Here is a 13,937-nt window from a genome sequence, read left to right on the forward strand (position 1 = left end):
CTCACCGGAGGAAGGTGCCGATCCGCTCCCGGAGCGCCGGGGCGTCCAGGCCGTAGGCGGCCAGGTGCTCCGCGATCGAGCCGTAGTGCCGGTGCTCCTCGCGCGGCACCCCCAGGCCCAGCACCCGGTGCGGGCGGTCGGCGAGCGCCGCGTGCGCCTCGTTCGCGGAGGTGCCCGCCAGGTACGGCTCGACCAGCACCGCGTCCGCCCGGTCGCCGAGCGCCGCGCGCAGCCCGGCGGCGTCGAAGGGGCGCACCGTCGTCGCGTACAGCACGGCGACGTCCAGGCCCTCGGTGGCCGCGAGCACCGCGTCCAGCATCGGCCCGACGGCGAGCACGGCTCCGCGCGAGCCGGACCGGACGGTGGCGAAGCGGCCCGGCTCGACCGGCACCGCGGCCGCGTTCCGGTGCTCCGAGAGCCGGACGTACACATTGCGGTCGCCGTCCGCGTAGGCGTGGCGCAGCAGTTGCTCGGCCTCGTCCGGGTGGCCGGGGACGTGGACCGTCCAGTCCGGCAGGGTGTCCAGCAGGGCGACGTCGCCCGGGGACATGTGGGTGCGGCCGCCGGCCGGCCAGTCGTACGAGCCCGCCGCGCTCACCAGCACGGCGCCGACGCCCTGGTGGACGAGGTCCAGCTTGACCTGTTCGAAGGGCCGCTCGATCAGGAAGCTGGCGAAGGTGTGGGCGATCGGACGCATCCCGGTGAGCGCCAGGCCGCCCGTCGCGCCGATCAGCAGCTGCTCGCGGATGCCGACGTTGACCACCCGGTCGGGGTGGCGCAGCTGTGCCGGGGCGAAGGCGGCGGCGGTGATGTCGGCGAGCACCACGGCCAGCCGGGGGTCCTCGTCCAGCAGGCGGGTGGTCACGTCCACGAAGCGCTCGCGCATGGTGTCCATCGGTGAAGTTCCTCTCGGGGGCTCGGTCTTGGCCTGATCGGTCGCGGCCTGATCGGTCGTGGCGGGGCAGGTAGCGGCGGGGCGGGTCGTGGTGTCGGCGGGCGGGAGCTGCCGCCGGGTGCTCAGTGCTGCTCCTTGGGCTCGACCCGGGCGACCACCACGTGCGGGCGGCCCGGGTGCTCCGCGGTGTACGCGCGGTGCAGCGCCTCGTGGTCGCGCCCGTCCACCGTGGCGGTCGACCAGCCCTCGGCCGCGAAGCGCTGGGCGATGCCGCCCTGCCAGCCGTGCGTGGCCGAGGAGTTGTCGATCACCACCACGTTCAGCCGCTCCAGCCCGTAGGCCCCGGCGAAGGCCACCGCCTCGGCGTTGGAGCCCTCGTCGAACTCCGCGTCGCCGACCAGCACCCACACCGCCGGGTCGGTCAGGCCCTGCGCCCGCAGCCCGAGCGCGGTGCCGACGGCCAGCGGCAGGCCGTGTCCGAGCGAGCCGGAGGCGATCTCGACGCCCGCGAGCAGGGTGCGGTCCGGGTGGTGGCCGAGCGGCGAGTCGTAGCCGCCGAAGCTCGGCAGCACGGCCGGGTCGAGGAAGCCCTTGGCCGCCAGTACGGCGTAGTACGCCATCGGGCCGTGGCCCTTGGAGAGCAGGAAGCGGTCGCGGTCCTGGGCCTCTGCGGTGTCCGGGGTCACCCGCAGCACCCGGTCGTACAGCACCCAGAGCGCGTCCAGGGTGGAGGTGGCGGCCGGGCCGTGCTTCTCGGCGCCGGTCATCAGCGCCATCAGGGCGGGCAGGTCCTCGAACCGGGTGCCGGTCGCGTTCGTGGCGGTCGCGTTCGTCGTCATGACCACGATGGTGCAACTTAAAGCCGACTTGAGGTCAAGCGACTACAGTGGGCTCCCATGACCGCCCACTCCGACGGCCGCCGGGCCCCCGGCCCGCACCACGGCGACCTGCTCACCATCGGCCAACTCGCCCGCCGCAGCGGCCTCGCCGCCTCCGCGCTGCGCTACTACGAGAGCCTCGACCTGATCCAGGCCACCCGCACCTCCGGCGGCCAGCGCCGCTACACCCGCGGCACGCTGCGCCGGATCGCCTTCATCCGGGCCGCCCAGCGGGTGGGCCTCTCCCTGGACGAGGCGAAGGTCGCCCTCGACCGCCTCCCCGAGCGCCCGGCCCCCAGCGGCACCGAGTGGGACCGGGTCGCCGCGTCCTGGCAGAGCCGGATCGACGAGCAGATCGCCGAACTCCAACGGCTCAAGGCCAAGCTCACCGGCTGCATCGGCTGCGGCTGCCTGTCCCTCTCCCGCTGCGCCCTCTACAACGCCGCCGACCGCGCCGGCGAGGCCGGCCCCGGCGCCCGCTACCTGCTCACCCGCGACCCGGACGGCGGACCCGAACCGGTCCCGCCGGGCGTGGAGACCTGCGGCACCCGCCCGGAGGGGCACTGAAAACCCTTTGCGCCGGGGCCGTTCGCCCGCCTACGGTGCGCCCGTGCTGCCCTTGGTGCTGACGGACGAGGAGTGGGACGCGGTCGTCCCCGACGAGACGGTGATGCGCCCCGGCGCCGAGGCGCTCTGCGCCCGGCTGGGCGTCGGGGGCCTGCCCCTGGAGCGCTTCCCGGAGGGCTCCGTGCCGGTCTACGCGGTCGGCGACGCGCTGGTGCTCAAGCTGTTCCCGGCCGCCTCCGCCCGGGACGGCATCGTCGAGGAGCGCGTGCTCACCCGCCTGGACGGCGCACTGCCGATCCCCACCCCGACCGTCCACGAGGCCGGCGAGTACGTCAACGGCTGGCGCCACGTCCTGATGTCCCGCCTGCCCGGCGAGGGCCTCGCCCCGGCCTGGCCGCGCATCCCGCCGCCCGACCGCGAGCGGATCGCCCGCCGCTGCGGCGAGGCGCTCGCCGCCCTGCACGCCCTCGACCCCGAGCCGCTCGCCGACGTCCTCGGCCCCGGCGACTGGCCGGCCTTCCTGGCCCGCCGGGCCGCGGGCGCGGTGGCCCGCCAGCGCGAACGCGGGCTGGCGCGGGAGTGGCTGGAGCAGATCCCGGACTTCCTCGCCGCCGCCCCGCTCCCCGCCTCCCCCGGGCGCTCCCTGCTGCACACCGAGTTCATGCGCGAGCACCTGCTCACCGACCCGGCCGACGGCTGGCGCCTCACCGGCCTGATCGACTTCGAGCCCGCGATGATCGGCGACCCGGCCTACGACCTGGTCGCCGTCGGACTCTTCACCACCCGGGCCGACCCGCACCTGCTCGGCCACCTGCTGAACGCCTACGGCCGCCGCTTCGAGCCCCGGCTGCTGATGGCGTGCACCCTGCTCCACGTGTACAGCAACCTGCCGTGGTACCTGCGGGAGTTGAAGCCCTCGGCACGGACGCTGGACGCCCTCGCCGAGGAGTGGTTCGGGACCGCCTAGCCACGCCCTACGGACGCGGGTCGGTGCGCAGCAGGCTGTACCGGACGACATCGCGCCACTCGCCGGCCCGGAAGGTCACCGCGCGCTGCACGCCCTCCCGGGTGAAGCCGAGCTTCTCCAGGACACGCTGCTCGGCCAGATTGCCCGCCTCGGTGTCCGCCTCCAGCCGCATCACCGGGGAGTGCGCGAACAGGTGGTCCACCAGCAGCCGTTGGGCCCGGGTGCCGATCCCGCGCCCGCGCACGTGCGGCAGCAACTGCACGCCGATGCTCCAGTACGGGGCGGACGGCCGCACCCCGCTGCGGTTGGCGGCGACGAAGCCGCCGAACCTGCCCCCGACCTCGACCGCGAGCATCCACTGCCCCTCCTCCAGCAGCCCGCTCTCCAGCCACCGGCGGCGGTACCGCTGCGGATCGCGCCAGCCGTACCACTGGAACTCCCCCAGCATCTCCGGGTCGTTCACCAGTCCCTCGACCACGGGGAGGTCGGCCTCGGCCATCGGGCGCAGGGACACTGATTCTTCACTCATGCAGGCGCCAACGCCCGAGCGGACGCGACGGTTCCTCAACCGAGCGGCGGCCGGGGATCGGTGCGCGGCAGGCTGTGGATCGAGCGGGCGAGCCGGAATCCCACGTCGTCGATCCGCAGCGTCGGGTGGCTCCGGCGGCGGACGGAGGCGCGGCAGCTCCAGTGCTCGTCGAACCAGCCGCCGCCGCGCAGGACGCGGTACTCGCCGTACACCTCGGGGTCGTACCGGTCCCAGCACCACTCCCAGACGTTGCCGAGCAGGTCGTACAGCCCGTGGGCGTTCGGGCGCAGCCCGCCCACCTCGTGCGGGCGCTCGCCCGAGTTGCCGCGGTACCAGGCGATGTCGTCCAGCGGGCCGTAGCGCGGGCCGTCCGTGCCGGCGCGGCAGGCGTGTTCCCATTCGGCCTCGGTGGGCAGCCGGTAGCCGTCGGCGGCGCGGTCCCAGGAGACGTCCTCGCCGTCCGCCTCGTAGGCGGGCGCGAGGCCTTCGCGCCGGGACAGCTCGTTGCAGTGGCGGACGGCGTCCAGCCAGGAGACGCTGTGCGCGGGGCGGCGGTCGCCGGTCGCGCCCTCGTACTGCTCGCGGGTCACCGGACAGGCCGCCAGCCGGAACGGGGCGACGTCGACGGCCCAACTGCGCCGGGTGCGACGGTCGGAGAGGGTGACCCGGCCGGACGGTACGGTGATCATCCGCCGATCCTAGTGACCTGAGCGCAGCCGGGGTCCCGCGCCGGGTCAGAGGGCCGGCAGCGACAGCGCGAAGCCCGTGAGCACCGCCCAGCCGACCGGCACGGCCGCGCCGGCCGCCCAGGCGAAGCCCGCCGCCGGGCGGCCCCGCTCCCGGCCACCGGCCCGCTGGAAGCCGGCGGTCAGGCCGGCGATCGCGGCGACGGGCATGGCGAGGCAGGACAGGTAGACGGCCCCGTACCAGATCGGCACCACGGAGATCATCCCGAGGAACGCGAACGGGGCCGACACCAGCGCGACCACGACGCCGGCCGCCGTGCAGGCGACGCGGAGCCGCTTCGGGTCGGAGAAGAACGGCGGCACGGCACAGGCCGCGACGCACACCAGCCCGGGCGCGGAGAGGATCGCCCCCACCGGCCCGTAGCCCGCCACCGCGAGGATCACCGGCAGCAGGAACGCCCCGACCCCCAGCCCGGACAGCCACCGGGCACTGACCGGCACCTCGACCATTCTTCCCCCCGCCTGCGGAACCTTCGGTGCGGGGGAAGCTAGCACGCGCGGGCGGCGCGGGGCACAGCGGGCGGTCGCCGCCGGTCGGGCGGGCCGGACCGATAATGGACCGGACGATTCCGTGGGTGAGAGGTGGCGCATGGCCGGCAGGTTGCGGGTGCTGAGGAAGCAGAACCGGCTCAGCCTGGAGGCACTCGCCGAGCAGGTCGGCGTCACCAAGAGCTACCTCTCCAAGGTCGAGCGCGGCATCAGCGACCCCTCGATCTCGACGGCGCTCAAGCTGGCCCACGCCCTCAAGGTCGACGTCGGCCGGCTCTTCTCGGACGAGGTGGAACCCGAGCTCGTCACCGTCGTCCGGGCCGGTGAGCGCACTCCCGTCGGCACCGGGGCGGGCTCCGGCGTCTCCCGTTACGAGGGCATCGCGACCGGGCTCAGCGGCAAGCGGATGGTGCCGTTCATGATGTACCCGCCGACCGAACCGGCGGACCCGCCGTTCAAGTCGCACACGGGCGAGGAGTTCTTCTTCGTCCACGCGGGCACCGCCGTGCTGGAGTTCCCCGAGCGGAGCGTCGAACTCGGCCCCGGGGACAGCGTGTACTTCAACTCGGCGCTGCCCCACCGCTGCCGGAGCACCGGGCCGGAGCCGGCCGAGATCCTCGTGGTCATCCACGACGATCCGGACGGCCCCTCGGACCGGGTTCCCACGCTGCCCTGACGGGCCCGGCGGGCCCGGGGCCGCCCTGAAGCCGTCCCGGGCCCGGCTTCGGGGCGGCCCCACGCCGCTGTCAGGCCTTCGGCCCGGCGCCGTCCGCCAGGGCGACCCCCGCCGCGGACAGCAGCGCGGACAGCTGCGCCGTCCGCGCCCCGTCCAGCGGCAGCAAGGGGTGCCGGGGCTCGCCGACGTCCAGGCCGCACAGGGCCAGGCCCGCCTTCACCGTGGTCGGCAGACCCCCGCCGAGCAGGAACTGCAGCACCGGCAGCTGCCGGTAGAACACCCGGCGGGCCGTGTCCGGGTCACCGGCGCGCACCGCCCGGTACAGGTCGAGGGTGAGCTCGGGGATGAGGCAGGGTGCCGCCGTGCACCAGCCGGCCGCGCCGGCCGCGAACGCCTCCAGGGCCAGCGGGTTGGAGCCGTTGTAGAACGGCAGGGCGCCGTCGGAGAGCTGGGTGAGCCGGTGCATCCGCTGGATGTCGCCGCTGCTCTCCTTGACCATGGTGATGTTCTCCACCTGGTCGACCAGCCGGTGCATGAGTTCCGGGCGGAGGTCGACCCCGGCGGTGGCGGGGTTGTTGTAGATCATCAGCGGGATGCCGATCGCGTCGGCGATCTCGGTGTAGTGCCGGGTGATCTCGCGTTCGTCCAGCCGCCAGTACGAGAGCGGCAGCACCATCACCACGTCGGCGCCGGCCCGTTCGGCGAAGCGGGCGCGGCGGACGGCGCTGCGGGTGGTGAGGTCGGCGATGCCGACGACGGTGGGCACCCGGCCGGCGACGGCCGCCACCGACGCCTCGGCGGCGGTGTACCACTCCTGGTCGTCGAGGTAGGCGCTCTCGCCGGTGGAGCCGAGCGGGGCGATGGCGTGGCAGCCGGAGCGGACCAGCCGGTCGATCAGCTCGGCGAGCCGGTCGAGGTCCGGGCCGCCGTCGGCCGCGGAGAACGGGGTCACCGGGTAGGCGATGATCCCTTCCAGGGTGGTCGCGGGCATCTCAGGAGTCCTTCCGGGTGACGAGGGCGTCGCCGTGGCCGGCCCGCAGGGCGCGGCGGGCGTAGTAGGCGAAGTTCGCCTGGCCGCGCTTGGGGGTGGAGATCCAGTCGTGCGCCTCCTTGGCGAGCGGTCCGGGGATCTCCTGGATCTTCCCGGCGGCCCCGGCGAGGAGCTGCAGCTCGGCGGCCCGCTCGAAGAGCAGGGCCAGGGTGCACGCCTCCTCGACGGTTCCGGTGGCGACCAGCTGGCCGTGGTGGGCGAGCAGGAGGGCGCGCTTGTCGCCGAGGGCGGCGGAGATGATCTCGCCCTCCTCGTTGCCGACCGGGATGCCGGGCCACTCGTCCAGGAAGGCGCAGTCGTCGTAGAGCGGGCACATGTCCATGTGCGAGACGACCAGCGGGGTTTCCAGCATCGAGAGCGCGGAGACGTGCAGCGGGTGGGTGTGGATGATGCAGTTGACGTCCGGGCGGGCCCGGTAGACCCAGCTGTGGAACCGGTTGGCCGGGTTGGCCATCCCGTCGCCCTCCAGGACGTGGAGGTCCTCGTCGACGAGGAGGAGGTTGTCCTCGGTGATCTCGTCGAAGCCCAGGCCCAGGCGCTGGGTGTAGTAGGTGCCCGGGCGTTCGGCCCGGGCGGTGATCTGGCCGGCCAGCCCGGAGTCGTGGCCGGCGTCGAACAGGATGCGGCAGGTCAGGGCCAGTTTCTGGCGCACCGTCCAGTCGTTGTCGGGGATCGCGGTCCGCATCCGCTGGTGGGCCAGGTCCACCAGGTCGGTCTTGCCCGTCTCGAACGTGTCGGCCATCGCTGTGGTTCTCCTTCGCTCTTCGGTCGGAGCGGTCCGCCGGGGCGCGGGGTGCGGCGCGCACCGGCGGGCCGCGGGCAGCGGCGACCCGCCCGACGGCGCCGCGGAGCCCCGGGAAGACACGTCATTCACTTTAGGACACCTTGTGTCCTCGCGTCGACGGGTCACCCACCACCAGGACCCCGAAACGCGGAACGCGGCCCGTCCCGCACGGGAAGTCGGCCCGGCCGAGTTCCCGTGCGGGAGGCACCCCGCTACGCCCCGGCCTCCCGAAGGGTCACCGTGCACAGCCGCTTGGTGGCGCGGGTCAGGGCGACGTACAGGTCCCGTTCGCCCGCGGGCCGGGCGGCGACGATCCCGTCCGGGTCGACCACGACGGCCCCGTCGAACTCCAGGCCGCGCGCCTCCGACGCCGGGACCAGCCGGGCGTACCGCTCGACCCCGGCGGCCGCCAGTTCCGCCGTCCGGCCGTCCGCGCACACCACGCCGAGCAGCTCGCCCGGATGCGCGGCGGCCTGCGCCCGCAGCTCGCGCAGCAGCTCACCGGCGAGCCGCTCCGGCGCCACCGCGACGGACCGGGGCTCCTCGCCGTGCCGGATCGACCGGACCGGCGGCTGCCCCGGGGCGATCCGGCCGAGCAACTCCCCGGTGGTGGCCAGGATCTCCCGCGTGGTCCGGTAGCTGACGGTCAGTGTCCGCAGGTCGAAGCGGCGGCCGACGTGCGGGGCGAGCGCCTCGTGCCAGTCCCGTGCGGTCGCCGCCGGGCCCGCCTGCGCGAAGTCGCCGACCAGTGTCATCGACCGGCCCGGGCACCGGCGCAGAACCATCCGCCACTGCATCGCCGTCAGCTCCTGCGCCTCGTCGACCACGACGTGCCCGAAGGCCTGCTCGGGCGGCCCGTCGACCAGGCTCGCCGCCTCGTCGAGGAGCGGCACGTCGGCGTCGGCCCACGGCGCGCCGGGCGTGCGCAGCAGCGAAGCCCGCTCGTCGTCGCCGAGGTGCGGCAGGCGCGCGGCCAGTGCGTCGGCGTCGGCCAGCAGGGCGTCGACGACCTCGCCCGGCACGAGCCGCGGCCAGAGCTCCTCGACGGCCCGGTCCACGTACGCGTCGTCCAGGAGCGCGGCCCGGACGGCGTCGGCGTCGAACTCGTCGGCCCCCGTGGCGGGTTCGTCGTCGACGCCGAGCCTGCGCAGGTCCCGGGCCGCCATCCGGTCGAGGTCGATGCCGGTGAGCAGCGCGACCTCGGCGTCGATGCGCTCCAGCGCCTCGACCGTGCCGCGGGCCAGCGCGCCGGTCAGGGAGTCCACCAGCAGCTCCAGGAACAGCCGGCGCGCCCGGTTGTGGGCGAGGCCGCTCGCCTGCGCCGCCGCCCGCGCCCCGGCGACCTCCGCCTCCTCCAGGCGGACCCACTCCCGCCCGACCCGGACGGTGAAGTCCCCACCCGGGGCCTGCCGCGAGCGGACCGACCCGGCCAGCGCGTCGGCCAGTTCGGCGCCGCCCTTGAGGCGCGCCGCCCCGAACCCGTCCACGGCGCCCGGCGCGACGCCGGCCAGCTCCTCGCAGGTCGCCAGGACGACGTCGTTCTCCCCGAGCGAGGGCAGCACCTGGGAGATGTAGTCGAGGAACCGCGCGTTCGGACCCAGCACCAGCACACCGCGCTCGGCCGCCTTCGGGAACGCGTACAGCACGTACGCGGCGCGGTGCAGCGCCACCACCGTCTTTCCGGTGCCCGGGCCGCCCTGCACCACCGTCACCCCGCGGTGCGACGAGCGGACGATCGCGTCCTGCTCGGTCTGGAGCGTGGCGACCGCCGTCCCCATCCGCCCGGTCCGCCGCTCCCGCAGCGCCGCCGCCAACGGGCCGTCCCCGACGACGTCCCCGGCGGCCGGCTCCGAACCGTCCAGCAGTTCGTCGCTCACCCCGACCACCGTGCGGCCGGTCAGGCTCAGATGGCGGCGCCGCCGCAGCCCCAGGGGGTGGACCGGCGTCGCCTCGTAGAAGGCCCGTGCCGCCTCCGCCCGCCAGTCCACCAGCAACGGCAGCTCGTCCTCGTCCCGTTGCAGCCCCAGCCGCCCGATCCGCAGCACCGTCCCGTCCGCCAGGTCGATCCGGCCGAACACCAGCCCGCCCTCGGCGCCCTGCAGCCGGCGCACCTCGCCCGCCAGCCGCCCGGCCGCCACCTCCCGCTCGTACACCTCGCCCGCGCCGTCCGCCGCCGACGCGAGCACCCGCCCCAGCTGGTCCCGCGCCCCGGCGAGCCGCTCGTCGAACAGCTCGCCGATGACGGACACCTGCACCCGCTCCAGCTCCACCTGCTGTGCGGCGTTGTCGTGGATCTGCGACAAGGAAGAGCCCCCTCTCGATTCGACCCGCCACTATGCAGAGGAAATCCGGGGAAGTAAATGTTGACTTGTCCGGTTCGCATGTGGCCCTCGAATCCCGTACGGCACTTTTCCCGGCGGAATTCCGGCACGCCCCCGAGGCGCCTCTCCCCGCCCCGCGAAAACGCCCTTTCCCGGTCCGGGGCGGTGGTGCCGCCACGCGCCCGCCCGGGTCCGGAACACCTCTGCCGGACCGTGCCCCGGCGGCCCAACAGCCCACCGCGCAGCGGCTTTTGCGCCTCGCGCGCCCTCCTGCCGGACGGCCTACGCTCGGCGGCATGAACCGTACGATCCGCACCACCGAAGACGTCCTCGCCCTCCTCGACGGCCTTTTCCCGCCGGCCGAACCGTTCTGGGACCGGTTCTACGCGGACCGGTCCGCCGAGCGCCCGTTCTTCACGCCGAAACCGGACGAGAACCTGGCCTCCTACCTGGACCGCGGCCTGCTCGTCCCCGGCCGGGCGCTCGACCTCGGCTGCGGCGCCGGCCGCAACGCCGTCCACCTGGCCTCGCTCGGCTTCGAGGTGGACGCCGTCGACCTCTCCACCACCGCCGTGGCCTGGGCCGAGGAGCGCGCCCGGGAGGCCGGCGCGGGCACCGGCCTGCGGTTCCACCGGGCGAGCATCTTCGAGGCCCGGCTCCCCCACGCCCACTACGACCTGGTCTACGACTCCGGCTGCCTGCACCACCTCCCGCCGCACCGCCGGGTCAGCTACCTGGCCCTGCTCGACCGGGTACTGGCACCGGGCGGGCACTTCGCCGTCACCGCCTTCGCGGCCGGCGCGACGGGCTCCGAGCGGACCGACGAGGAGCTCTACCGGCTCGGCGCCCTGGAGGGCGGCCTGGCGTACTCGCCGGACGAACTCCGCTCGCTGTTCCGCGAGTTCACTCCACTGGAGATCCGCCCGATGGCCGCCCAGGGCCCCGGTTCGACGCTGTTCGGTGTCCCCTTCCTTCTCACCGCGCTCTTCCGCCGGGCTCCCGGCCGCTGACCGGCCTCCCATCCGGCGCCCCGCCCGGCGCCCCGGCCGCCGTCAGTCCCGCTCCCGTCCCACCGCCGCCTCGTACGCCAGCAGCGTGTCCACCACCAGGCACCGCTGCGCCGGGTCGAGCGGCCCGAGGGCCGTGCGCCAGGCGACGGCCCCCGGGGCGAGCCAGGCCTCGATGGCGGGCAGCCGGGCGGGGGCGATCGCGACGATCCGGCGCCGGCGGTCGGCCTCGTCCTCGCGCCGTTCGAGGATGTCCTGCCGGCTGAGGTCGCCGACCATCAGGCTGACCGTGGTGGGGGCGACCTCCAGTCGGGCGGCGAGGTCGTTCACGCCCATCGGTCCGTCCAGCAGCAGGCAGGCCAGCAGCGACAGGTGACGGGGCGCCAGCGCGAGGCCGCGCAGCGCCTCGGGGACGGGGATCCGCTTGGCCCGCCCGACCAGCCGGGGCATCAGCAGCAGCATCGACCGCACCGCGTCGTCGAGCCCCTCCCCGGTCGACGACGGCGTGTTCGGCGATTCCCCTTCGGCCGTTGACATCGCACACCCCTCCCCAGTTACCTTTGATATCAAAGCTGTTTTATGTGCAAAGCGAACCCGTCAGCCCATGGTACGAACCGAGCCGAACGGAGCTCCACCATGCCGCACCTGAGCCTGCACATCCGCGAGGAGTCCCTCGACCCCGAGGTCGAGCGGGCCCTCATCGCCGGCCTCACCGAGGCCGTCACCTCCGTCTTCGGCGAACAGGTCCGCCCGCTGGTCGCGGTCGAGCTGATCGGGGTCCCCCAGCGCCGCCGGGGCATCGGCGGACTGCCGACCGAGGAGGTCGCACCGGTGGTCCTGCTGAGCCTGCGGGAGGCGGCCTACCACCTGCCGCAGGTGCCCGACGCGCCCGCCCGCCTGGTCGCGGCGGCCACCGCGGCGATCACCGGCGCGCTCGGTGAGGCCGTCGGACGGCAGACCGTGGTCACCCTCGACGGCGTCCCGGCGGGCCGCTCCGGGATCGGCGGCCGGGTCGCCTGACCGGGGCCGCCCCGCGGATCCGTCGCACGGCGCCGCGCACCCGCCCCCACCAGCCCGGATGCGCCGCCCCGGCCAGCGCGCGGAGGCGGTCGCACGCCCCTGGAACCCTCCGCGCCCCGCCCACCGCACCCCTCCGAACCCGGTCACATTCACCCCATCAGCCCCACCAGTCCCAAAGGGAATCCGGGCCTCCGGCCGGAACCCGGCTTTGCGACCGGCGGTCCGGTGGCATAGGTTTCGAGCGCCGTCGACACACCATCGACCCTGACCGGCCATCAGTCACGGGGCGGACAGCGGGGCGAGGGGCCAGGCGGCCGCACGCACAGGGGAGGAGCTGCCATGCCGCGAGCCCGCGACCACGGGTCGACCGGGCGGCGGGGACGGACGGACGGCGCCGCGCACCAGCGGCCCACGGCCGGTGCGCGCCCGACCCCCGCCCACGCCACCGGACATCCGAGGAACCGTCAGTTGCGCACCACCAGAGTCGTCACCGCCACCGCCGCAGCCCTCGTCTGCCTGGGCGCCCTCAGCGCCTGCGGGCCGGACAACGGCAGCCAGGACGCCACCCCCGCCCTCCCCGCCGCCACCACCGGGCCCAGCGTCAACCCCAACAAGCCCAGCGGGTCCGACAAGGGCATCCCGGACAAGGCCTGGATGGACACCAAGAGCATCCCGATGGACGAGAGTTACCACTACACGCCGCTGGCGGCCAACGCCAAGCAGCTCTCCGGCCAGGTCCAGTTCAAGGGCATGGAGCTGTGCCGCGCCGCGGTCGCGAAGGACGACGAGCCGCTGTTCACCGGCACCGCCTCCGCCCGGGCCTCGGTCGGCTTCGGCGGGGACCGCTGGACGGCCGAGCAGACCCTGCTGTTCCACGGTGACCCGACCCGCAGCAGCGGCACCAAGCAGAGCACCAACCTGGCCGAGGGCCGTCTGACGGAGGCGCTCAAGTCCTGCGCCAAGACCGCGCCCGGCGCCACCGTGAAGGTCGACAGCGCCCCGGACGCGCCCTACTTCGCCGCCGTCCTGACCGTCCCGCAGGCCGACGGCAGCACCGTCACCCTGCACGAGTACGTGGTCAGCGACGGCGGTGCGGTCAGCGAACTGGCGGTCTGGGCCACCACCAAGGCCGGCGCCCAGCCCAAGGACGCCTGGAAGGCCCCCGAGGACAAGTACGTCGGCACCGGCATGACCGCGCCGATGTGCGAGGCCCTCCCGGGCTGCGACGGGCACTGACGCCCGACGGGCCCCGACACGCCGCAGACGGCCGGCACCGCCGGCGCCCGCGGCGCCCGCCGGCGCCCCGCAGACGGCCGCCCGGCCCGTCCGGCCCGTCCGGAACAGGCGACCGGACGGACCGGGCGCGCTCCTTCGGGTCCGCTCCCGGGGCCCGGCCCGTGGGCCGGGCGGCCGGTCAGCCCCGCAGGACCGCCATTTCGACCTCCCGGCCGGCCCCACCGCCGGGCACCGGCAGCACCACCCCGGACGGCTCGAAGCCGGCCTTGCGGTACATCGCCTCGGCGCGGGGGTTGTCCTCGTGGACGAACAGCCGCACCCGCTCGATCCGGGGCTCGGAGAGCGACCACGCCCACTCCTGGACGGTCCGGATCAGGTCGAGCGCCAGCCCGGTGCCGCGCGCCCGCGGCCGGACGTAGACGCCGACCAGGTGCACCTGGTCGACCTCGACGACGTCGCCCTCCAGGGCCCCGCCCCCGCCGGACCGCTCGACCACTCCGGTCATGGAGCCGAGCCAGGTCCCGTCCTCGGCCTGCGCGATGAACTGCGCCACGTGCGGGTCCGTCGCCGCCCGGGTCGTGCGGTCCTGCCAGAACTCGTCCGGCTTGGCGGCGGCCTGCTCGTGGGTCTCCAGAAAGGCCACGGCCGCGACCGGGTCCAGCAGCGCGTCCAGGCGGGTGTCCCTGAGCTGCTGCCACTCGTCGGTCCGCACTCGTCTGATGATCGTCGTACTGGTATTCATCGCGTGATGATGTCATCGGCACCGGAGGC

Annotated in this window: 16 protein-coding genes; 6 read left to right on the forward strand and 10 right to left on the reverse strand. The window is 74.7% G+C overall.

What is annotated here, in order from left to right:
- Position 1: 1 nt before the first annotated feature.
- Together ACFVUY_RS16615 and ACFVUY_RS16620 are read right to left on the reverse strand one after the other, a co-directional pair.
- A complete protein-coding gene (locus ACFVUY_RS16615; RefSeq protein ID WP_387730558.1) occupies positions 2–895 on the reverse strand; it encodes a transketolase family protein in 894 nt (297 codons plus the stop codon).
- Between the two features lie 122 nt (positions 896–1,017).
- A complete protein-coding gene (locus ACFVUY_RS16620) occupies positions 1,018–1,734 on the reverse strand; it encodes a thiamine pyrophosphate-dependent enzyme (protein WP_387730560.1) in 717 nt (238 codons plus the stop codon).
- 57 nt (positions 1,735–1,791) lie between these two features.
- On the opposite strand from ACFVUY_RS16620, the gene soxR reads away from it, so the two are divergent.
- Positions 1,792–2,340 carry a redox-sensitive transcriptional activator SoxR gene (gene soxR, locus ACFVUY_RS16625; protein ID WP_387693360.1) on the forward strand — a complete coding sequence of 183 codons (549 nt, stop codon included), beginning with the start codon at positions 1,792–1,794 and terminating at the stop codon, positions 2,338–2,340.
- 43 nt (positions 2,341–2,383) lie between these two features.
- Positions 2,384–3,307, forward strand: coding sequence for a phosphotransferase family protein (locus tag ACFVUY_RS16630; protein ID WP_387730563.1), 924 nt, complete (start codon positions 2,384–2,386; stop codon positions 3,305–3,307).
- 7 nt (positions 3,308–3,314) lie between these two features.
- Here ACFVUY_RS16630 and ACFVUY_RS16635 read toward each other — a convergent pair whose 3' ends face one another.
- Genes ACFVUY_RS16635 through ACFVUY_RS16645 form a run of 3 tightly spaced genes read right to left on the reverse strand, consistent with a single transcriptional unit; the run spans position 3,315 to position 5,023 of the window.
- Entirely contained in the window at positions 3,315–3,836 is a 522-nt protein-coding gene (locus tag ACFVUY_RS16635; protein ID WP_387693364.1) for a GNAT family N-acetyltransferase, read from the reverse strand.
- A gap of 35 nt (positions 3,837–3,871) precedes the next feature.
- On the reverse strand, positions 3,872–4,525 hold the full coding sequence (locus tag ACFVUY_RS16640; RefSeq protein ID WP_387693366.1) for a formylglycine-generating enzyme family protein: 654 nt from the start codon (positions 4,523–4,525) through the stop codon (positions 3,872–3,874).
- A 45-nt stretch (positions 4,526–4,570) separates the two neighbouring features.
- Entirely contained in the window at positions 4,571–5,023 is a 453-nt protein-coding gene (locus ACFVUY_RS16645) for a hypothetical protein (protein WP_387730566.1), read from the reverse strand.
- Between the two features lie 148 nt (positions 5,024–5,171).
- Here ACFVUY_RS16645 and ACFVUY_RS16650 point away from each other — a divergent pair, with 148 nt between their 5' ends.
- On the forward strand, positions 5,172–5,747 hold the full coding sequence (locus tag ACFVUY_RS16650) for an XRE family transcriptional regulator (protein WP_359909615.1): 576 nt from the start codon (positions 5,172–5,174) through the stop codon (positions 5,745–5,747).
- Between the two features lie 70 nt (positions 5,748–5,817).
- On the opposite strand, the gene ACFVUY_RS16655 is transcribed toward ACFVUY_RS16650, so the two are convergent.
- The 3 genes from ACFVUY_RS16655 to ACFVUY_RS16665 form a co-directional block, all read right to left on the reverse strand.
- Positions 5,818–6,738, reverse strand: a complete 921-nt coding sequence (locus ACFVUY_RS16655) for a dihydrodipicolinate synthase family protein (protein WP_387730568.1) — start codon at positions 6,736–6,738, stop codon at positions 5,818–5,820.
- A gap of 1 nt (position 6,739) precedes the next feature.
- On the reverse strand, positions 6,740–7,540 hold the full coding sequence (locus ACFVUY_RS16660; protein WP_387693372.1) for an aldolase: 801 nt from the start codon (positions 7,538–7,540) through the stop codon (positions 6,740–6,742).
- A 254-nt stretch (positions 7,541–7,794) separates the two neighbouring features.
- Positions 7,795–9,885, reverse strand: coding sequence for a HelD family protein (locus tag ACFVUY_RS16665; protein ID WP_387730571.1), 2,091 nt, complete (start codon positions 9,883–9,885; stop codon positions 7,795–7,797).
- Between the two features lie 314 nt (positions 9,886–10,199).
- Here ACFVUY_RS16665 and ACFVUY_RS16670 point away from each other — a divergent pair, with 314 nt between their 5' ends.
- Positions 10,200–10,913 (forward strand): class I SAM-dependent methyltransferase, encoded by a 714-nt coding sequence (locus tag ACFVUY_RS16670; RefSeq protein WP_387730573.1) that lies wholly within the window; start codon positions 10,200–10,202, stop codon positions 10,911–10,913.
- Between the two features lie 42 nt (positions 10,914–10,955).
- On the opposite strand, the gene ACFVUY_RS16675 is transcribed toward ACFVUY_RS16670, so the two are convergent.
- Positions 10,956–11,447 (reverse strand): MarR family transcriptional regulator, encoded by a 492-nt coding sequence (locus tag ACFVUY_RS16675; protein ID WP_387730575.1) that lies wholly within the window; start codon positions 11,445–11,447, stop codon positions 10,956–10,958.
- Between the two features lie 99 nt (positions 11,448–11,546).
- Between ACFVUY_RS16675 and ACFVUY_RS16680 the strand changes: the two genes are divergently transcribed.
- Both ACFVUY_RS16680 and ACFVUY_RS16685 read left to right on the forward strand, forming a co-directional pair.
- The gene (locus tag ACFVUY_RS16680; RefSeq protein ID WP_387693380.1) at positions 11,547–11,930 is read left to right on the forward strand and encodes a hypothetical protein; all 384 of its coding nucleotides are present in this window, start codon (positions 11,547–11,549) and stop codon (positions 11,928–11,930) included.
- Between the two features lie 468 nt (positions 11,931–12,398).
- Complete coding sequence (locus ACFVUY_RS16685) at positions 12,399–13,166, forward strand: hypothetical protein (RefSeq protein ID WP_387693382.1); 768 nt, start codon at positions 12,399–12,401, stop codon at positions 13,164–13,166.
- A 178-nt stretch (positions 13,167–13,344) separates the two neighbouring features.
- Here the strand turns inward: ACFVUY_RS16685 and ACFVUY_RS16690 are convergent, their stop codons facing one another.
- On the reverse strand, positions 13,345–13,908 hold the full coding sequence (locus ACFVUY_RS16690) for a GNAT family N-acetyltransferase (RefSeq protein WP_387730577.1): 564 nt from the start codon (positions 13,906–13,908) through the stop codon (positions 13,345–13,347).
- Positions 13,909–13,937: the final 29 nt, after the last annotated feature.

It is taken from the genome of Kitasatospora sp. NPDC058063, assembly GCF_042885395.1.
Lineage (GTDB): Bacteria > Actinomycetota > Actinomycetes > Streptomycetales > Streptomycetaceae > Kitasatospora > Kitasatospora lactacystinica.